We start from the raw sequence: 20,782 nt of genomic DNA, 5'->3' as shown, positions 1-20,782 counted from the left end.
ACAGCCAGGAGCAGCAACCATGTCCTCCGCGTTGACGACATCCTCGGTGGCGACCGACGCCACCGCCGAACCGGCGATCGTGTTCGACCGGGTCGGGGTCACCTACGGCCGTGGCCGCAAATCCACTGTCGCACTGGCCGATTTCAATCTGCGCGTCGCCGCGGGGGAAACGGTCGCGCTGCTCGGGCCCAGCGGTTCCGGCAAGTCCACCGCGCTCAAGGCACTGGCCGGATTCGTCCGGCCCACCTCGGGCACGGTGCGGCTCGGCGGCCGCGACGTCACCGACCTGTCCCCCGCCAAGCGCGGGATCGGGGTGGTGGTGCAGTCCTACGCGCTGTTCCCGCACATGCGGGTGCACGACAATGTGGCCTTCGGGCTCAAGGCGCATCACGTGCCGCGCAACGAGATCGGGGCCCGGGTCACCGAGGCACTCGAGATGGTCGGCATGGGCGCCTACGCCAAGCGACTGCCGCGCGAGCTGTCCGGTGGACAGCAGCAGCGGGTCGCGATCGCCCGGGCACTGGCCATCCGGCCCAGGGTGCTGCTGCTCGACGAGCCGCTCGCGGCCCTCGACGCGCAGCTGCGCCAGAACATGCTCGGCGAGTTGCAGCAGCTTCGAAAGGCGTTGCCGGACACCGCGATGCTGTATGTGACTCACGACCAGGCGGAGGCGCTCGCGCTGGCCGACCGCATCGCGGTGATGCGCGACGCCCGGCTGGTCGACATCGACACCGCGACCCAGCTGTGGCAGCAGCCCGCCACCGAGTTCACCGCGTCGTTCCTCGGTGGCGCGAATCTGCTTCCCTGCGAGGTGAAGCACGTGGCGGGCACGGTCGCCCTGGTCACCGTCGGTGAGCACACGCTCAAGGCGGAGGCGCCGCGACCGGCGGTCGGGCGACCGGACTGGGTGCCCAATGCCGATGCGCAGCTGTGCGTTCGGCCGCACACGGTGCAGGTCGTCGCGCTGACCGAGCGGGATGTGCTGCGCGCCACCGTGATCACCAGTGTGTGGAAGGGTGCGACCACCCGGTTGCATCTGGATGTGACCGGGATTCCGGTGGAGCTGACCGCGGATGTGCCGGGACACAGCGAGATCGGGCCCGGCGATCACGTCGGGGTGCGCTTCCCGGATACCGCCGGGGTGCTGATTCCGCCGGGAATCGGCTCCGAGGCCGCCGCCGACGGCGAGGCCCGGGCATGACCACTGTATTGGAATCGCCTGCCGAGCAGGCGGATCCGCGGCCGGAGCAGCCGCGACGGTGGTTGCGGCCGGTGCTGTGGACGCTGCCGCCGGTGCTGGCCGTGGTGCTCATCGCGGTGTACCCGATCTCGCGGGTGCTGCTGGAGTCGACTCGGACCGCGGACGGGCGCGGGCTCGGCACCTGGAGCAAGGTGCTGGGTGAGGAGTCGTTCCGGAAGGCGCTGTGGCGCACCGTGTCCATCGCGGTGAGCTCGACGGCGGGGTGCGTGCTGCTGGGGACGTTCCTGGCGATCGTGCTGGCGTTCATTCCGTTTCCGGGGTCGCAGCTGGTGGGGCGGCTCATCGATTCGGTGCTGACGCTGCCGTCGTTCCTGGTGACGCTGGCGTTCACCTTCCTGTACGGGACGGCGGGGGCGGTCAACGCCCTCATCAACCGGATCACCGGTGGGACGCAACCGGCGCTGAACTTCCTGAGCACGCCGTGGGGCGTGATTCTGGCCGAGATCACCTTTTTCACGCCGTTCGTGGTGCGACCGCTGCTGGCGGCGTTCGCACAGTTGCCGCGCGAACAGCTGGATGTGGCCTCGAGTCTGGGCGCGAGCCCGTGGCGGGTGCTGCGGCAGGTGGTCTTGCCGGAGGCCTGGCCGGCGCTGGCCGCGGGCGGCAGCCTCACGCTGCTGTTGACGCTCAACGAGTTCGGGATCGTGCTGTTCACCGGGGCCAAGGGGGTGATCACGCTGCCCGCGCTGATCTACACCCGCGGCATCGTCACCTTCGATCTGCCGGGCGCGGCGGTGCTGGCCTCGGTGCAGGTACTGCTGTCGCTGAGCCTGTACCTCGGATATCGGCTGCTGTTCAGCCGCTTCGGCAGTGCCCGGAAGGAGAGCTAGCCATGCTGGTGTGGACTCGCAAGGGTCGCGTCGCGGTGCTGGCCGTGTTCGCGATCGTGGTCACGGTGGTGTTCGTCGCACCGTTCGCGACGGTGATCGCGGCGGCGCTGGCCGGACAGTGGAACGGGCCGCTGCCTTCGCATCTGGGCTTCGGCAACTTCGATCGGGCGCTCTCGGGCGAAGAATCCGCGAGCCTGTCGGTGAGTTTGCAGACCGCCCTGCTGGCCAGCGTGATCGCGCTGGTGCTGGGCACCTGGGCGGCGCTGGCCTCGATGGAGGCGCCGGGCTGGCTGCGGCGGATCACCGACGCGGTGTTCCACGTGCCGGTCGCGGTGCCGTCGGTGGCCATCGGGCTGGGCGTGCTGATCAGCTTCAACGAACGGCCGCTGCTGCTGGGCGGCACCAAATGGATTGTGATCCTGGCACATACGGTGCTGGTGCTGGCGTACGCCTTCAGTGGCGTCTCGGCGGCGCTGGATCGGCTCGATCCCGGGTATCGGCAGGCCGCCGAATCGCTGGGGGCCGGGCCGGTGCGGGTGCTGACCCGCATCACGCTGCCCCTGCTGCTGCCCGCGCTCGGCGCGGCGGCGGGGCTGGCCATCGCGCTGTCCATGGGTGAACTGGGGGCGACCATCATGGTCTACCCGGCCACCTGGAAGACGTTGCCGGTGGCCATCTTCGCGGCGACCGACCGCGGTGAAGTCTTCGACGCGGCGGCGAGCACCACCCTGCTGGTACTCGTCACCCTAATCGCCCTGGTGATCCTGGGCCGCTTGAAAGGGCGTGCGGCACTTCGGTGACCGCACTACGCACACCGCTGACCGCGCATGAGGGGACGGTCAGCGGTGTCTTGCATTCCGGCCGGGAGCCGGGCGTGGCGGCCGCCGGACCGGTACGCTTGCCGCGTTGATCGGCGTCTCGTGCGGGGGTGGAAAAATCCATGGTGGTGGTCGCAGGCCTGTCCGGTGAGTCCTACAGCGTGGACGCCGAACCGTTCTACGCCGCGGGCAGCCGGTCGGTGCAGTACCTGTGCCGGGATCCGCGCGGGCAGCAGCGGCTCTACAAGCTCTATCGGACGCCGGTCGGCAGTCCCGAAGCCATCGAATGGGCCAGGCAGGCCATGGTTCTCGGCCGCGATTCGGTGCTCACCGCCGAGGCGGGCGGCAGTACCGGGGCGGGCGCGGCCGAGGCCATCGGCTGGCCCCTCGACCTGATCCTGCACGAGGGCCTGCTGATCGGGGCCATCCTGCCGCTGATCCCGCTGGACTTCCTGCAACCCGACGGTCGGCCGCGCACCTTCGACCTACTGTGGGGTGCGGCGCCGCAGGCCGCGTATTTCCGGGTGGGCCTGATGATCCGGCTCTGCGACATCGTGCGGGTGCTCGACGAGCGCGGGCTGGTGCACGGGGATCTGTCGCCGAAGAACGTGCTGTGGCACGGGACCGCGCCGCTGGCCTACGTGATCGACACCGCCGGAATCGCCGCGGCCGAGGCGGTGCCCGACCGTTTCAAGGATCGCTACGATCTGGCCTCGCTGCTGTGGCGCGGGCTGTTCCCGGGCGCGGGACCGCAGCCGGGCAGCGTGATTCCGGCCGAGCTCGACGCACGGGTGAGCGCGCTGTTCGACCGGGCCTTCAATCCGGTGTTCACCGCGGACGCGCGGCCCTCGCCCTACGAGTGGGCCGAAGCGCTGCGGGCGGCGTTCCTGACGCCGGACGGCGCCACGTATCTGCCGGAGGCGCTGGCGGTATTGGACCGGCACGCAGCGGGTTTCGCGGCCGCGCCGACCGTGGCCAGCACGCCGACCGGCGGGATGCCGCAGACCTCGGGGATGCCGCAGCAGTCCTTGCCGCCGACCGTGGGGATGACCGTCGGTTCCCAGACCGGCTGGTCGAATCCGCAGCAGCCGCTGGTGTATCAGACTGCCCCGCAGGGGAATTCGAACACCGCGTTGAAGGTGGTGCTGGCCTCGCTGGTGGCGGTGCTGTTGATCGCGGTGGTGGTCGGGGTGGTGGTGCTCAACCGCAACAGCGGCAATGACCACTCGACCGCGTCGGGGACCAGTACGACGACGACCTCCATCGCGCCGGGCAAGTCGACCACGCCGCCCGCGCCCTCGACGCCGACGTTCGACAAGGGCACGCTCAATCAGTCCGGCACCGACAAGACGCCGTTCACCGCGGATGCCCTACTGCCGCAGACCTTCACCGACTCCAAGAACGTCGCGTACACGCTGCGGTCCTCGGGGTCGAAACCCTGTGTGTCGAGCAACATGTCGCAGAACGTCAAGGACGCGTTGAACAACAACAGCTGCCAGAACATGATGACCGGCGTCTACATCGACCAGTCCGACAAGATCCTGCTGTCCATCGAGGTGCTGGTGTTCCCGTCGCAGAACCAGGCCACCACCGTCTACAACGGGCTCAAGGGGCAGAACCAGACCTGGGATATCTGGTGCCCCACCAACGGAACCGGCTCGAGCGTCTGCCAGGCGCCGACCAAGACCATGTTCGCGGCGACCTACAGCAGTTGGGGACAGCAGGAGTACCGCTACCTCTACGAGTCGTACGCGCTGTACATCAACCTGACCCAGGACACCTCGGTCACCGACTGGCTGGAGGCTCCGGCCAAGGACATTCTCGACGTGGTGGGACCCGACAACTACTGGCACACGCGCTGATTCGCGCGTCGGGCCGGTACCCAGTGGGTACCGGCCCGACGTCCTTCGGGTGGGATCTGTGGTCAGCCCGAAGTCTCGAGGCCCGCCGTGGCGGCGAGCAGGGTCCGCGACGAGGCGTCGTCGGTTTCCCGGATCAGCCCGGCGGCCAGCAGGTAGGCGGCGGCCATCCGCAGGGCGGAGTGTTGCAGGGCGGCCAGCGCGGTGGTGAGATGTGCGCCCTTGGCCTCGAATCCGCGCCGGAGTTGGCGCGCGGAATCGAAATCGCCGAAGCCGCCGAGGGATCGAACATGATGGCTGCGCGCGATTTGCGGATCCAGTGCGTCTGCGAACCGCAGGAAGTTTGCGGCGCACTTGCGCGCCGCGTCGGCCTCCATGCGGAAGGTGCCGCCCAGTGCCCGTTGATACAGCTCGGTAGCCGTGGATTCCCCCGCGTTCATGACCGAACTCCCCTCCAACAGACCATTCAGTCCGAATTCAGTGAAAAGCTCTTTAGCGCTTGCAATTTCGCAAATGGGATAAAGGGCGCCCCCGAACTGCAAATCGGGGCGGGCGTGCCGCGCCAGTCGACCACGCGGCACGCCGGGCGGGGCGCCCCGTTGCGCCCGCCGTCTCGGCGGGCGACGTCTCACGGCGATGGGCGAGGCTATTGGTCGGACAGCCGCACCCGGATGACGTCACCGCTGATCGAAGCAATGAGTCGGTAGCGATACAGCAATTGTGTCAATGCATTTCGAATCATTGTTCCGGTAAACGGCGACGGCCGCCGGCCACGTCGATTACGAGATCAGTGTAGCCGTCAACCAGTTCAGCCAGGTGGTACCAGTGTTTATGGGTGTTATCACTGCCCGCGCCCTCGTGATCGATCACCTGATTGGCTTCGACCCAGCTCCGGGCCATGCGGTCGACGACCGCACCCAGGGTCTCGGGGTGTACCGCAGAATCACTGCGATGCGGCGGCAGTTCCTGCACCACCCACTCGTTGATATCGTCGACGAGTTCCTCGCGGCGGCAGTCGATCTCACCGACCATGTGCGCGTCTCGCAGTTGTGCGCGACGTTCGTGCAGTTCGGCGAGTGCGTGCGCCGACCGCAACAGGACTCGATCTTGAAAGCGCCTGCCTTGGAAGGCACAGAGCAATTGCGGAGCGGTCGGCAGGACGCCGGTAATCGACATGGTCATCGCGACTCCCCATACAAGCCAGACAGCATCACTAATCGCACCAACATGATTGGTCTCCGGATTCAGCTATACCGGTCATCGGATCGGTTGTTCACGAATAGGCTAGCTGGATCATGCTCTTACAAATGCAAGAACGCAATACTGCGTTCTTGCAAGTGCGCCAGACGAAAGGGATCTCATGGCAGGCAAGCGCACGGTGCTCACCGTCCGGTTGCGGAGGCTCGCGGCGATGCTGCACGAGATGCGCGAGCACGCCGGTCTCAGCAAAGAAGTGGTCAGCGCCAAGACCGGTATCAACGTAACCACGCTGTACCGCATAGAGACTGCGCAGGCCAGGCCGCAGCGCCGCACCCTGACAGCCATGCTGGACCTCTACGGGATCGCAGAACCACAGCGTTCAGATGCCTTGCAGTTGCTGGTGGACGCATTGCGGCCCGGCATGGCCCGCAGCTTCGAGGACGCGGTGTCGGAGGTCTACGGCGCGTACATCAACTTCGAGGCGGAGGCGTTGTCCGCCAGGTTCTTCCAGTCCACCTATATGCCCGGACTATTACAGACCGAAGAGTATGCATTAGCGGTTTATCAGACGACCATGCCGAAGATCTCCGATCAGGTTATCGAACAACGCATCCGCGCCCGGCAGGAGCGCGCGGGCGTGCTGGCCAAGGACGACCCGCTGGAACTGTGGGTGGTGCTCGACGAGGCCGTCATCCGCCGCCTGGTCGGCGGACGCGAGGTGATGGTGCAGCAGTTCTCGCGATTGCTGGACAATACCGAGAAGCGCAACGTGATCCTGCAGATCCTGCCCTTCGACGCCGGCGCCCACCCCGGGATGCTGGGGTCCTTCACCCTGCTGGACTTCCCCGACCCCGCCGACCCGGAACTGGTCTACGTGGAGGGCATCGCCAGCGACGAACTGATCGAGGGCCATCCCGAGGTCCGCCGCTACGGCGTGATGTTCGACCAGCTCAGGGCCATGGCGTTGAGCCCGCGCGACTCGATCAACATGATCCAGGAAGCGGTGCGGGCGCTCGAGAGCTGATCTTTCCGGCTGATCTTTCCAGCCACCCAAGGGTGGGGAAGGCGCACCCTCGGAGCGAATTTCGACAGCACTGCGGTCGCTATCGGCCCGGCGCTGCGGAGGCGACAGTGGATACATACCGAACACCACCTAAGCCGCCCCCTCCGAGAGGATGATGTTCGATGTGCAAGCCGTTCGAATCGCCTGCCACCACCGACGACACCACCCTGAACACCGCGGAGCTCGATCGCTGGAGCAATCGGGTGGCACGGATGCTGCTGACCCTCGGCGCCCGTCCCGGAACGCGCATCGCGATCGCGGAAGTCCCGCGCCTGGAGGCCATGGTGTGCCGCGCGGCCATCGTCAAGACCGGGGCCACCCCGGTGCCGCTGACCACCGAAACCGCGCTGGCCCGAGCCGATTACGGCATCACCACCAAGGCCGGACGCGACCTGATCACCGATCCGGCCCGCTGGCTGGTCCTCGACGACCGGTCCACCCTGCTCGGCTACCTCACCGGTTCCGACGCCCCGCTGTCCGAGGCGGAGATCGATCCGGCGCGCAAGGCTTCCTGACCCGCCGATTCGCCGTCTCCCGCAGAAAGCTCCAGCAGCCTTGATGGACTCCAGTTCCGCCTTCGCCCTGTCCGCAGCCCAGCGCGGGATCTGGTTCGCCCAGCAGCTTGCCGGTGACACCCCCGTCTCCATCGCGCAGTACGTCGAGTTCACCGGGACGGTGGACATCGCACTGCTCGCCGACGCCGCCCGGCAGGCCGGGCGCGAATTCGGGACCGGCTACCTGCGGCTGATCGAAATCGACGAGCTGCCTTGGCAACTCGTCGACACCGAGCTCGACGACGCCATCCAGACCCTGGACCTGAGCGCCGCGACGGACCCCGAGGCGGCGGCGCAGCGGTGGATGCGCGCCGAGTACACCGCGCCCCTGGATCTGACGCGCGATCGGCTGTGCACGGTCGCCATGCTGCGGCTGGGGCCCGATCGCTGGTACTGGTACTCGCGCTTCCATCACATCCTGCTCGACGGGGTCGGCGCGCTGACCATGTTGCAGCGCACCTCCGAGATCTACAACGCGGTCGCGAGCGGGCGGGAAGTTCCAGCGGGCAAGGCCGAACATCTGGTGCGGATCGTGGAAGCCGATGCGGCATACCGGGATTCGGACAAGCTGGCGGCCGACCGAGTCTATTGGCGCGAACATCTCACCGGGATGGCCGAACCGGTCGCGCTGGGCAAGCGCACCGGCGCGGTCGACGCGCATCCGCGGCGGCTCAGCGGCGCGCTGCCCGCGGCCACCGCCGGACTGCTCGACGCCGTCACCGCCGAACTGTCCACCAGTCCGGCCCCGATCGTGGTGGCCGCGTTCGCGGCGTTCGTGAGCGCCATGACCGGGGCGGGCGAGATCGTGCTGAGCCTGCCGGTGTCCGGGCGCACCACCGCCACCCTGCGGCGTTCCGGCGGCATGGTCGCGAATGTGGTTCCGCTGCGGCTGCATCCGGGACCCGCGGCGACCGTGGGGGATCTGATCCGGGCCACCCAGGGGGAACTCACCGCGGCGCTGCGGCGGCAGCGCTACCGGCAGGAAGACATCATCCGCGACCTCGGGTGGGCGATGGACGAGGTGGCCGGATTCGGGCCCACCGTCAACCTCATGCTCGCCGACACCCGCATCCGCCTGGGCGAGGCGGTCGGGCATCTCAACGTGCTCACCTCGGGGCTGATCGACGATCTGTTCGTCAACGTGTATCCCGGCACCGGCGGGGAACCGACCCACATCGACTTCCAGGCCAACCCGAATCGCTACGGCGACAGCGAACTCGCCACGCTGCACGCGCGGTTCCTGCGGTTCCTGCACCGGTTCCTGGCCGCGGGCACCGATGGACGACTGGTCGCGGTGACCGTGCTGGCCGAGGACGAACAGCGCGCGCTGGTGCCCGCCACCGGACGCGACGGGACCCCGCCGCGCACGCTGCCCGAAATCCTGTGCGGCGGAGCCGAACGCGCCCCGGCGGCCATCGCCATGCGGGTCGACGGGACCGTCTACACCTATCGCGAGGTCACCGAGTACGCGCAGCGGCTGGCGCGGGTGCTGATCGCGGCGGGAGCGGGACCCGAACGGACGGTGGCCATCTCGATTCCACGATCGGCGGAATCGGTGCTGGCGATGTGGGCGGTGGCGTTGACCGGGGCGGCGTTCGTGCCGATCGACCCCGGATATCCGAGCGATCGCATCGAACACATGCTGCGCGACAGCGGCGTGGTCGCGGGCGTCACCGTGACGGAATCGCGCAAGGCCCTGCCCGACCGGGTGGACTGGCTGGTGCTCGATACGCCGGAGACCGAAAAGGTACTGGCTGCAAGCGATTCCGGGCCGGTGGGCGATGGTGAGCGCCGGGGGGCCGTTCACCTCGACCAGGTCGCCTATCTCATCTACACCTCCGGGTCGACCGGGCTGCCCAAGGGGGTCGCGGTCACCCATCGCGGGCTGTCCAACCTGGCCACGGGGTCGGGGGCGGCGTTCGGGGTCGGATCGGATGCGGTGCTGGCGCATGCTGTTTCGCCGAGTTTCGACATCTCGGTGGAGGAGCTGCTGGTGGCGTTCGCGGTGGGCGCGACCGTCGCGGTGGTGCCGCCGTCCGCGTACGCCGGTGACGAGTTGGCGCGGGTGCTGCGTGCGCTCGAGGTGACACACCTGAATGTGACTCCCGCTGTGGCCGGTTCGCTCGAGCCGGCTACGCTGCCGCGACTGCGGACCGTGGTGGTGGGTGGCGACTCCTGCCCGCCGGAACTGCCGGTGCGGTGGGCCGGGCGGTGCGTGCTCAATGGGTACGGGCCGACGGAAACGACGGTGACCGCGACCATCAGCGCACCCCTCGCGCCGGGCGATGCGATCACCATCGGCGGGCCCGCGCGGGGCGTGCGGGCACTGGTGCTCGATCCGTGGCTGCGGCCGGTGCCGTCGGGGGTGACCGGGGAGCTGTATCTGAGCGGGTCCGGGGTGGCGCGCGGCTATCACCAGCGCATCGGTTCCACCGCACAGCGTTTCGTCGCCGACCCGTACGGGACCGGGGAACGGATGTACCGGACCGGGGATCTGGTGCGGTGGCGGCGGCAGAGCGGGCGGTGGCAGCTGGAATACCTGGGCCGTGGCGACACCCAGGTGAAGGTGCGCGGGTTCCGGATCGAACTCGGCGAGGTGGACGCGGCGGTGGCGCGGCACCCCGGGGTCGAGGTGGCGATCACCGTGGGCGCGACCACGCCCAGCGGGGCGACCGCGCTGGTCAGCTATGTGCTGGCCGCTGACGGTGCGATCGATCCGGAGGCGGTGAAAGCCACCGTCGCTCAGCTGCTTCCGGCGCACATGGTGCCCGCGTCGGTGATGGTGCTGGACACGCTGCCGCTCACGCCGGCGGGCAAGGTGGACCGGCGGGCACTGCCGAAACCGGACTTCACCACTCGTGCTCGCGGCGGGCGCGCACCCGCCACCGACAACGAACGCACCCTGGCCGCCCTGTTCGCCGAGGTGCTGGGCGTGGAATCGATTGCGGCGGACGACAATTTCTTCACCCTCGGCGGGGACAGCATCGTCGCCATCCAGCTGGTCGCGCGGGCCAAGTCCGCGGGGCTGGGGCTGCGGGCGCGGGATGTGTTCGAGCACAAGACCGTCGCGGCGCTGGCGGCGGTGGCCACCGAGGCGATCGGGCCGGTGGTGTCCGAACTGCCGGGCGGGGCGGTCGGCACGGTGCCGCTCACCCCGATCGTGCACGCCATGCTCGAACACGACGACAGCTGGCCGCGATTCGCGCAGGCCGTGCTGATCCCACTCCCCCGCGATATCGACCGCGCCCGGCTGCTGCCCGCCGTGCAGGCGCTGGTGGACCGACACGATCTGTTGCGCAGCAGGCTCATCCGGGTCGCCGACGGGGACGCGCCGCGCTGGGAGTGGCGGGTCGCGGCGGCCGGGCTGGTCGAGGCGGGCGCACTGATCGAGACCGCGCACGCACCGGCCGGCAGTGACGGGGAACGCGAATTGCAGCGCGCCGCCGATCTGCTCGACCCGGCGGCGGGCATCGTGGCGCGGTTCGTGCTGGTCGAACGCGGCGAGGGGGCGCTGCCCCTGCTGTGGGTGGTGCTGCACCATCTGGTCACCGATGGTGTGTCGTGGCGCATTCTGCTGCCCGATCTGGCCACCGCGTGGGCGGGTGGGACGCTCGCGCCGATCGGGACCTCGTTCCGGCGCTGGGCCACCGGGCAATTGGAGCAGACCGCCGAACGGGCGGCGGAAATACCGCTGTGGCAACGGATGCTGGCGACGCCGCAGCCGCAGCTGGGGTCGCGGGCGCTGGATCCCGCGATCGACACGGTCGCCACCCAGGTGCGGTTGCACACCGAGATCGATGCCGAAACCTCCTCGGCGGCACTGGAACTGGTGACCGACCGGTTCCACTGCGGGCCCGACGAGGTGCTGCTCACGGCGCTCGCGCTGGCCGTCAAGAAATGGCGGGGCAATCGGCACACGCTGCTCACCGTGGAGGGGCACGGGCGGGAGGAGTCGATCCTGCCGGGGGCGGACATCTCGCGCACCATCGGGTGGTTCACCAGCATCTATCCGGTCGCGCTGACGCTCGACGGGATAGACCTGGCCGACGCCTTACGGGGCGGGGCGGCGGCGGGACTGGCGCTCAAGAGCGTGAAGGAGCAGCTGCGAGCCATTCCCGACAAGGGGGTCGGGTTCGGCATGCTGCGCTACCTCGACGCCGGGCAGCCACTCGCCAGGACGGCGGCACCACAGCTCAGTTTCAACTATCTCGGGCGGACCGGGACCGGCGCGGAGACCAGCGGCGGGGACGAGGCACCTTGGTTCCCAGCACGATTCGCGGCGACGCAGCACGATCGCGCGCCGTTGGAAGCGGTCGTCGACATCAATGCCTTCCAGACCGACACCGGACTGGAACTCACCTGGGCGTATGCGTCACGGGTGCTCACCGCCACCCAGGTCGGCGAACTGGCCCGGCTCTGGGGTGAAGCGCTGACGGCGCTGGTCGCCCATGCCCGGCCGCTCGGGGCGGGCGGGCACACACCGTCCGACTTCCCGCTGGTCGCGGTGACACAGCCGCAGATCGATCGGTGGGAGCGGGAGCATCGGCCGCTGCGCGACGTCTGGCCGCTGTCGCCGCTGCAGTACGGGCTGCTGTTCCACGCGCGCTACGACACCGACACCGCCGACGGGTACACGGTGCAGACGCAGCTGTCGCTGGCCGGGCGCATCGACGCCGTCCGGCTGCGGGCGGCGGCGACCGAACTGCTGCGGCGGCACGATGTCTTGCGGGTCGCCTACGTCGAGACGCCGGACGGGCCGCGGCAGCTGGTGGTCGGCGAGGCCGAACTGCCTTGGCACGAAACCGATCTCACCTCGTTCACCGAACCCGCCGAACGCAGGCGGGAACTGGACCGGCTGATCGCCGTCGACGCGGGGACGCGGTTCGATCTGGCGCGGCCGCCGCTGCTGCGGTTCCATCTGCTGCGGACCGACACCGAGGCCTACACGCTGCTGATGACCAATCATCATCTGGCGCTGGACGGCTGGTCGACGCCGCTGGTGGTGCGGGAACTGCTGGCCGGATACCTCGCGGCCGTCACCGGGCAGACGCTGCCCGCCACCCCCGCGCACTCCTACCGGGAATTCCTGGCCTGGCTCGACGAGCAGGACCAGGACGCCGCGATCGGGGCGTGGACCGACGCGCTGGCCGGAGTGGACGCGCCGACGCGGGCCGTGCCCAGCCTGGCGGGCATCGCGTCGACCGAATCCGGCATGGTCTCCATCGAATTCGATGCCGAGCGGCTGGCGCGGCTCACCGCCACCGTCCGTGCGGCGGGCGCGACGGTGAACACCGCGGTGCAGACCGGGTGGGCGCTGCTGCTGAACATGCTCACCGGGCGCACCGACGTGGTGTTCGGTGGCACCGTCTCCGGGCGGCCCCCACAACTCGGTGGGGTCGAGGAGATGGTGGGGCTGTTCATCAACACGCTGCCGGTGCGGGTGCGCCTGGATCCCGGTGAGCGGGTGGCGGAACTGCTCGGGCGGGTGCAGGACGAGCAGGCGCGGCTGCTGGACTATCAGCATGTGGGGCTGGCCGCGATCCATCAGGCGGTCGGGCTGCCCGAGCTGTTCGACACCCTGACGGTGTTCGAATCGTATCCGTTGGATCGCGAAACCCTTTCGCGTGCACTGGATATCGCGGGGATGCGGATCCTCGATGTGTCCGGGACCGACGCGACGCCGTACCCGCTCAACCTCATGGTGATTCCGCAGCGTGGGCCGGACGGGGCCGAAAGTCTGCGGCTCACCGTGAAATTCATGGCCGATCAGCTGCCCGAGGTCGCCGCGCGGCGACTGCTGGACCGGTTCGGGGAACTGCTGAACCAGATCGCCGATCATCCGGAGTTCCGGATCGCGCAGGTGCAGCACTGCGACGCCGACGAGCGGGTGGCGCTGCTGCCGGTGCGCGGTGGTGCGCCGACACCGCTGCGGACGCTGCCCGACATCCTCGCCGCGGGGGCGCGGATGAACCCGGACGGCATCGCGGTCAGCTCCGGATCGTTGAGCATGACCTATCGGGACCTGGACACCTGGTCCAATCGGTTCGCGCGAGTGCTGTTGCGGCGCGGCGTCGGCCGGGAGACCTTCGTGGTGCTGGCGCTGACGCGGTCGGTGGAATCGGTGGTGGCGGTGTGGGCGCTGGCCAAGACCGGCGCGGCGTTCCTGCCGCTGGACCCCAACTATCCGGTCGAACGCATCGAGCACATTCTCAGTGATTCGCGCGCGCCCATCGGCGTCACCGTGTGCGCGGTCGGCGATTCACTACCCAGCAGCATCGACTGGCTGCTGCTCGACGACCTCGCCACCATCCGGCGCGTCATGACCGTGTCCGACGCGTACATCACCGACGCCGAGCGTGGTGGGCCGATCAACCTGGCGCAGACCGCGTACCTGATCTACACCTCCGGATCCACGGGTAAGCCCAAGGCGGTGCTGCTCAGTCATCGCGGGCTCGCGAATCTTGTCGCGTCGCAGCAGAGTCTGCTCGACCTGGACGAGACGGCCACGGTCTTGCAGGTCGCCTCACCCAGCTTCGACGCCTCCGTGCACGAACTGCTGATGGCGCACGGTGCGGGCGGGCGGCTGGTGCTCTCGCCGCCGGAGGTCTACGGCGGCAACGCACTCGAGGAATTGCTGCGCACCGAAAGGGTCACGCACGCGGTCATCACCCCGTCCGTCCTGGCCACCATGGATCCGACCGGACTCGACGACCTGGCCTGTCTGTCCGTCGCGGGTGAGGCCGCCGGTGCGGAACTGGTGGCCGCCTGGTCGGCCGGGCGGCGCATGGTGAACCTGTACGGGCCCACCGAATTCAGTGTGTGGGCCACCGGGCCCGGCGAACTGCGCGCGGGCGAACCCATCACCATCGGCGCGCCCATTCGCGGGGCCGCGGCCATGGTGCTGGACGGATGGCTGCGGCCGGTGCCGGTCGGGATCGGGGGCGAGCTGTATCTGGCCGGACCCGCGCTGGCCCGGGGGTATTTCAACCGGCTCGGGCTGACCGCGACGCGATTCGTCGCCAACCCGTACGCGCCCGGCGGGGCCCGCATGTACCGGACCGGGGACATGGTGCGGTGGGTCGAGGTGAAGACCGGGGACGGGGCCCAGCTGGAGCTGGAATATTTGGGGCGCAGCGACTTCCAGGTCAAGATCCGCGGGCTGCGCATCGAGCTCGGGGAGATCGACGCGGTGCTCGGCGCGGACGAACAGATCGACTACGCGGCCACCATCGGCTGCCCGGGACCCGGCGGGCAGACCGTGCTGGTGTCCTATGTGGTGGCGGCGGCCGGGCAGCGGCTCGACACCGAACTGCTGCGCACCCGCATCGCGGCGGCGCTGCCGGGGTACATGGTGCCGAGCTATCTCATCGAGCTCGACGACGTGCCGCTCACGCCGGTCGGGAAACTCGACCGGAATGCCTTGCCCGCACCGGATTTCGACAGCCTCGACCAGCGGTACCTGGCTCCCCGGACCGCCGTCGAACGGGCCGTGGCCGATGTGTTCGCCGAGGTGCTCGGCAACGAGAAGATCAGCATCGACCGGTCGTTCTTCGAACTCGGCGGCAACTCGCTCAGCGCCACCAAGGTGGTGGCGCGGGTGAACGCGGCCATGGGCGCCACCGTGGCACTGCGCGATCTGTTCGACGCGCCCAGTGTGGCGCAGCTGGCCGCGCGGATCGTGCCCGGCGGGTACGGGGTCGCGGGACCGACGCTCGCGCCGCGCATTCGGCCCGACCGGATTCCGCTTTCGCCTGCGCAGCAACGGATGTGGGTGCTCAATCGGCTCGATCCGAGCTCGGCCGCCTACAACATCACGGCGGCGCTGCGGTTCACCGGGGAACTGGATGTCGACGCGTTGCGGGCGGCGATCGGGGATGTGGTCGCTCGGCACGAGACGCTGCGCACCATCTATCCCGCTGATGCCGAGGGGCCCCGGCAGGTGGTGCTCGGCGTGGAGGACGGTGCGCCCGGGATCGTCACGGCCGAGGTCGAGGAGGGGGTGCCGCTGCGGACTGCCATCGCGGAGTTCACCGGGAGCGGGTTCGATCTGACGCGCGAATCACCTTTGCGCGCAGCTATATTCACGGTGCCACCGGAGAGTGTGCAGGTGGTGACGCTCGTGGTGCACCACATCAGCGCGGACGGCGCGTCCATGGCCCCGCTCGCGGGTGATCTCATGGCCGCATACCTGGCGCGCACCGCCGGGGAGACGCCGCAGCAGCCCGCGCCGCGGGTGCAATACGCCGACTACTCGCTGTGGCAGCGGGAGCTGCTCGGTGAGGAGCAGGACGAGTATTCCGTTGCGGCCGAACAGCTCCGGTACTGGAGCGAGCGGCTCGCCCACACCCCCGACGTGCTCGAACTCCCCGTCGATCGGCCCCGGCCCGCCGTGCAGAGCATGCGCAGTCGCGATCTGGAATTCCGGCTCGACGACGAACTGCACTCCGCCCTGACAGATTTGGCGTCTGCGACCGACACCAGTCTGTTCATGGTGCTGCACGCGGCGCTGGCGGTACTGCTGTCCCGGTTGGCGGGCACACCCGACGTGCTCATCGGCACGGCCGTCGCGGGACGCGGTGAGGCGGCGCTGGACGAGCTCGTCGGCATGTTCGTCAACACCCTGGCCCTGCGCACCACCGTCGATCCGGCCGCGAGTTTCCGCGACCTGCTCGCCGCCGTGCGCTCCGACGACCTGGACGCCCTCGGACACGCCGAAGTGCCCTTCGAACGCCTGGTGCAGGTGCTCGATCCGCCGCGCTCGACCGCACAGCACCCGCTGTTCCAGGTGTCGCTGTCGCTACAGAACTTCACGCCGCCCGCCGTCGAACTGCCCGGACTGCGGGTGGAGGTGGAACCGCTCGACCGCGACAGCTCGCAGTTCGACCTCACCTTCGACCTGCGGCCACCGCTGCCCCGGGACGAATCCGGCTCGGACACTGGAGCATCCGAGCCCGGTGGGCTCGATGGGACGCTGACGTTCGCGACCGATCTGTTCGACGAGGCGACGGTTCGGCTGCTGCTGACGCGGTGGCGGCGGGTGCTGACCGCGGTCACCGGGGATCCGGGTGTGCGGGTTTCGGATATCGATCTGCTCGACGATGCCGAGCGGCGGGCGCTGGTGCCGGTGCGCGGAGCGCGGCCTGCCGGGACCGTGACACTCGATCGGATCTTCCGGGCCGTGGCCACCGAGCATCGGATGTGCCCGGCGGTCATCGCCGACGGGCGGGTGCTGTCGTATCGGGATCTGGATACCGCGTCGCAGCGGCTGGCCAGTCAGCTCTCGGGGGCGGGTGCGGGGCCGGAAACCATTGTGGCGCTGGCGCTTCCCCGCGGGGCGGAGCTGCTGACCGCGATTTGGGCGTGCGCCAAGGCGGGGGCGGCGTTCCTGCCGATCGATCCGAGGCATCCGCTCGATCGCATCGATCACATGGTGACGGATTCGCGGGCGGTGCTGGGGCTCACCACCACCGCGCACCGGGGTGTGCTGCCCGACAGCATCGGGTGGCTGGTGCTCGACGATCCGCAGGCCTCGACGGTGCGGGGAACGCTGGGGCGCGGGCCGTTCCGGCGCGGTGGGCCACACCCGGATCAGCCCGCCTGGCTGATCTACACCTCCGGGTCCACGGGGACGCCCAAGGGTGTGACGGTGTCGCATCGCGGGCTCGCCGATCTGGTGCAGGCGCAGCGTGAACTGCTGTCGCTGGGCGAGCACTGCCGGGTATTGCAGGTCGCGTCACCGAGTTTCGACGCCTCGGCGTTCGAGGCGCTGATGGCGTTCGGGTCCGCCGGGACCGCGATCGTCGCGCCGCCGGACGTCTTCGGTGGGGAGCCGCTCGCGGAACTCATTGCGACGCAGGGGGTCACGCATCTGGTGATCACGCCGTCGGCGCTGGCCACCATGGATCCGGCGGCGGTGTCGAGCGTGCGGGTGCTGGCGGTGGCCGGTGAGGCCATCAGCCCGGATCTGGTGGCTCGGTGGTCACCGGGGCGGACGCTGATCAACCTGTACGGGCCGACCGAATTCACCATCTGGGCAACGGCTTCCGAGGCGCTGGTGCCAGATCAGACAGTCACCATCGGCGGGCCGATTCGAGGGGCCGCCACGCTGGTCCTCGATGATCGGATGCGACCGGTGCCACTCGGGGTCGCCGGTGAGCTGTATCTCGCCGGACCGGCGCTGGCGCGCGGGTATCACGCGCGGCCGGGACTGAGTGCGGCCCGCTTCGTCGCCGACCCGTACGGGCGGCCCGGCGAACGCATGTACCGGACCGGCGATCTGGTGCGCTGGATCGGGGAGCTGGGCGCGCCACGGCTGGAATACCTGGGGCGCACCGACTTCCAGGTGAAGGTGCGCGGGCAGCGCATCGAACTCGGTGAGATCGATGCCGCGCTGACCGCTGCCGACGGCGTCGAATTCGCGGTCACCCTGGGCGTTTCCGGGCCCGGCGGGGCCACCGCGCTGGCCGCCTATCTGCTGCCGGAACCCGGTCGCGTCATCGATCTGCCCGCGGTGCGGGCGCACGCCGCCGACCGACTGCCCGGGTATATGGTGCCCGCGGCGTTCGTCGTGCTCGACGCCATTCCACTCAACGCCGTCGGCAAACTGGATCGGAAGGCGTTGCCGGAGCCGGTGTTCGAGGCCGAGACCGAGTACCGCGCGCCGTCCACCGGGACCGAGACCGCGCTGGCCGAGATCGTCGCCGAACTGCTCGGGCGCGACCTGGTGGGTGTGCACGACTCGTTCTTCGCGCTCGGCGGCGACAGTATTCTCGCGATTCAGCTGGTGTCGCGAGCGCGTAGCCACGGCATCGAGCTCACGCCGTTGCAGGTTTTCGAGCATCGGACGGTGGCGGCGCTCGCCGAGATCGCCGATGCGGGCGGTGCGGCCGTGGTGCTCGACGAGCTGCCCGGTGGCGGGGTCGGTGAGCTGCCGATCACGCCGATCGTGGGCTGGCTGCTCGAACGCGGTGGGGATCACCGGCGTTTCGCGCAGACCGCGGTGCTGGATCTGCCCGCCGGTATCACCCGCGAGCAGCTGGTCGCCACCGTCACCGCGGTGGTCGATCGGCACGCCATGCTGCGCGCACGGCTCGAAAACACCGGTGACGGTTGGGAATTGAGTACGCGGCCGCCCGGAAGCGTGGATGTGGACGCACTGCTGCACGGGATCGAATTCGATGCCGCCGATGCGGTGGAGTTGCGTGAATACGCTGTCACCGAACTGGATTCGGCGCTCGACCGGCTCGACCCTGCGACCGGGATCGTGCTGCAACTGGTGTGGCTGGCACCGGCACCCGACGGACCCGGCGACCGGCGCGGACGACTGATCCTGGTCGCGCACCACCTGGTGATCGACGGGGTGTCGTGGCGCATCCTGATCCCGGACCTGATCGCGGCGTGGGCGCAGATCAGCGGTGGGGCCGAACCCGTACTGCCCGATACCGGTACGTCGATGCGCACCTGGGCGCACGCCCTGCGCGCCGCCGCTCCAGCTCGCACGGGCGAGCTCGCGCACTGGCGTGAGGTGTGCGCGACAGCCGATCCGCTGCTGGGCGGGCGCGAACTCGATCCCGCCGTCGACCGGGCGCCCGCCGTGCGCGCGGTCGACATCGAACTCGATGCCGATACCACCGACGCGCTGCTCACCACGCTGCCCGCACTGTTCGACGGCACCGTCGAGGACGCGCTGCTGGCCGCGCTCGCACTGGCCGTGCTGCGGTGGCGTGAACAACCCGGCGACTCGGTGCTGCTGCGCATGGAAGGCCATGGGCGCCAACAGGAAGTCGTGCCCGGGGCGGACCTCTCGCGCACCATCGGCTGGTTCACCACGCTGTATCCGCTGCGCATCGACCTGCCCGGGATCGCGACCCGCGAGGCCGTCGCGGGCGGGCCAGCCATGGGGGCGGCCATCCGCGCGGTCAAACACCAGCTGCTGGCCGTGCCCGGCAAGGGCATCGGGTACGGCATGCTGCGCTACCTCGACGACGACACCGCGCGCGAACTTCCCGAACGGGTGCCCGGACGCATCGGATTCAACTACCTGGGGCGCTACGCCACCGCCGACATTCCGGCCGGGCTCGAAGGACTCGGCTGGCTGCCCACCGACGAATTCGGCGACCTGCGCACCAGCGAACACCCCGACGTGCCGGTCACCGCCGAGATCGAGATCAATGCCGTGGTGGTCGGGGATCGGTTGCAGGCCACCTTCACCTTCCCCGAAACCCTGCTGCCCCGCCACGAAGTCGCCATGCTCGCCCATCAGTGGGCCGACGTGCTCAGTGCCGCAGCGTATTTCGCCACCACCCCGGCAGCGCAGGACGCGGCGGCGGCCGAACGCGATTACCTGATCGAACTGCGGGCGCAGCGGGACGCGGCCGAAGTCGCTGCCGCCCAGAGTGACTCGACACCCGGACTCGGGCTCGACGTGGTGCTGCCGATCCGGCCCGACGGGGACGGCGCTCCCCTGTTCTGCATCCACCCGTCCTCCGGCATCGCCTGGACCTACCTCGGACTGGCCGACGCGCTGCGGCCCGGCCGCCCCATCTACGGGCTGCAGGCACCCGATCTGTCGGGCGAACCACATGCTCGCGGCATCGCCGACTTCGCCGCCCGCTACGTGACCGAAATCCGCCGACTCCAGCCGCGCGGCCCCTATCATCTGCTCGGATGGTCCTTCGGCGGCCTGATCGCACACGCCGTCGCCGCCCAGCTCGAGGCAACCGGAGACGAGGTCGGCACCCTGGCCCTGCTCGACGCGGACAGCACCGATATCGACGGTGACAGCATCGAAACGCTCACCGCCGGATCCTTCGTCGCCACCTTCGGCTCGGTCTTCGGCATCAGCGACATCCCCGCCGACGCCAGCGCCGAACAGGCCGCGGCGCTCATCCGCGACCGAATGGGCGGCGTCTCGATCATCGACGCCACCACCCTGGAACGCCTCGCCGCCTCCTACAACGCGTCGGCCCGCACCCGCACCGGCTATCAGCGACCCGTATTCCACGGCGACGCACAGTATTTCAGCGCCACCGTGCACACCTCCGACATCTTCGGGCCCACCGGCTGGCGGCCCTGGATCACCGGCGCCATCACCAACCACGACATCGACGTCAGCCACGACGACATGACCGCGCCGCACGCACTCGCGGCCATCGCCCGCATTCTCGACGAACACCTGGGAGGGACGCCGTGAACACT

The 20,782-nt window shown here is 69.4% G+C and carries 9 protein-coding genes; 7 read left to right on the top strand and 2 right to left on the bottom strand.

The window, feature by feature from the left end:
• The first annotated feature begins 19 nt into the window (after nt 1-19).
• From OG300_RS02775 to OG300_RS02760, 4 genes are all read left to right on the top strand, one after another.
• Nucleotides 20-1,201 (top strand): ABC transporter ATP-binding protein, encoded by a 1,182-nt coding sequence (locus OG300_RS02775; RefSeq protein ID WP_405491787.1) that lies wholly within the window; start codon nt 20-22, stop codon nt 1,199-1,201.
• On the top strand, nt 1,198-2,091 hold the full coding sequence (locus tag OG300_RS02770) for a 2-aminoethylphosphonate ABC transporter permease subunit (protein WP_405491785.1): 894 nt from the start codon (nt 1,198-1,200) through the stop codon (nt 2,089-2,091). The genes OG300_RS02775 and OG300_RS02770 overlap by 4 nt, the downstream gene beginning before the upstream one ends.
• A gap of 2 nt (nt 2,092-2,093) precedes the next feature.
• Nucleotides 2,094-2,891: an ABC transporter permease gene (locus tag OG300_RS02765; RefSeq protein ID WP_405491783.1), complete on the top strand. Its 798-nt coding sequence runs from the start codon at nt 2,094-2,096 to the stop codon at nt 2,889-2,891.
• Nucleotides 2,892-3,031: 140 nt separating this feature from the next.
• The gene (locus tag OG300_RS02760) at nt 3,032-4,771 is read left to right on the top strand and encodes a hypothetical protein (RefSeq protein WP_405491782.1); all 1,740 of its coding nucleotides are present in this window, start codon (nt 3,032-3,034) and stop codon (nt 4,769-4,771) included.
• A gap of 62 nt (nt 4,772-4,833) precedes the next feature.
• On the opposite strand, the gene OG300_RS02755 is transcribed toward OG300_RS02760, so the two are convergent.
• On the bottom strand, nt 4,834-5,208 hold the full coding sequence (locus OG300_RS02755) for a hypothetical protein (protein ID WP_405491780.1): 375 nt from the start codon (nt 5,206-5,208) through the stop codon (nt 4,834-4,836).
• A 298-nt stretch (nt 5,209-5,506) separates the two neighbouring features.
• Complete coding sequence (locus tag OG300_RS02750) at nt 5,507-5,944, bottom strand: DUF4254 domain-containing protein (protein ID WP_405491778.1); 438 nt, start codon at nt 5,942-5,944, stop codon at nt 5,507-5,509.
• Between the two features lie 184 nt (nt 5,945-6,128).
• Between OG300_RS02750 and OG300_RS02745 the strand changes: the two genes are divergently transcribed.
• From OG300_RS02745 to OG300_RS02735, 3 genes are all read left to right on the top strand, one after another.
• Nucleotides 6,129-6,992, top strand: a complete 864-nt coding sequence (locus OG300_RS02745) for a helix-turn-helix domain-containing protein (RefSeq protein ID WP_405491776.1) — start codon at nt 6,129-6,131, stop codon at nt 6,990-6,992.
• A gap of 161 nt (nt 6,993-7,153) precedes the next feature.
• Entirely contained in the window at nt 7,154-7,546 is a 393-nt protein-coding gene (locus OG300_RS02740; RefSeq protein ID WP_405491774.1) for an AMP-binding protein, read from the top strand.
• A 43-nt stretch (nt 7,547-7,589) separates the two neighbouring features.
• Nucleotides 7,590-20,777 (top strand): amino acid adenylation domain-containing protein, encoded by a 13,188-nt coding sequence (locus OG300_RS02735; protein WP_405491772.1) that lies wholly within the window; start codon nt 7,590-7,592, stop codon nt 20,775-20,777.
• The last annotated feature ends 5 nt before the right edge of the window (nt 20,778-20,782 follow it).

It is taken from the genome of Nocardia sp. NBC_00511 (genome assembly GCF_045161165.1).
In the GTDB taxonomy this organism is placed as follows: Bacteria; Actinomycetota; Actinomycetes; order Mycobacteriales; family Mycobacteriaceae; genus Nocardia.
Note: the sequence above shows the minus strand (reverse complement) of the source record. Positions and strands in the feature narration are given on the sequence as shown.

Excerpts from the sequence above, each read along its gene's own strand:
- OG300_RS02775 (WP_405491787.1), top strand. The coding sequence starts at position 20 with ATGTCCTCCGCGTTGACGACATCCTCGGTGGCGACCGACGCCACCGCC.
- OG300_RS02770 (WP_405491785.1), top strand. The coding sequence starts at position 1,198 with ATGACCACTGTATTGGAATCGCCTGCCGAGCAGGCGGATCCGCGGCCG.
- OG300_RS02765 (WP_405491783.1), top strand. The coding sequence starts at position 2,094 with ATGCTGGTGTGGACTCGCAAGGGTCGCGTCGCGGTGCTGGCCGTGTTC.
- OG300_RS02760 (WP_405491782.1), top strand. The coding sequence starts at position 3,032 with ATGGTGGTGGTCGCAGGCCTGTCCGGTGAGTCCTACAGCGTGGACGCC.
- OG300_RS02755 (WP_405491780.1), bottom strand. The coding sequence starts at position 5,208 with ATGAACGCGGGGGAATCCACGGCTACCGAGCTGTATCAACGGGCACTG.
- OG300_RS02750 (WP_405491778.1), bottom strand. The coding sequence starts at position 5,944 with ATGTCGATTACCGGCGTCCTGCCGACCGCTCCGCAATTGCTCTGTGCC.
- OG300_RS02745 (WP_405491776.1), top strand. The coding sequence starts at position 6,129 with ATGGCAGGCAAGCGCACGGTGCTCACCGTCCGGTTGCGGAGGCTCGCG.
- OG300_RS02740 (WP_405491774.1), top strand. The coding sequence starts at position 7,154 with ATGTGCAAGCCGTTCGAATCGCCTGCCACCACCGACGACACCACCCTG.
- OG300_RS02735 (WP_405491772.1), top strand. The coding sequence starts at position 7,590 with ATGGACTCCAGTTCCGCCTTCGCCCTGTCCGCAGCCCAGCGCGGGATC.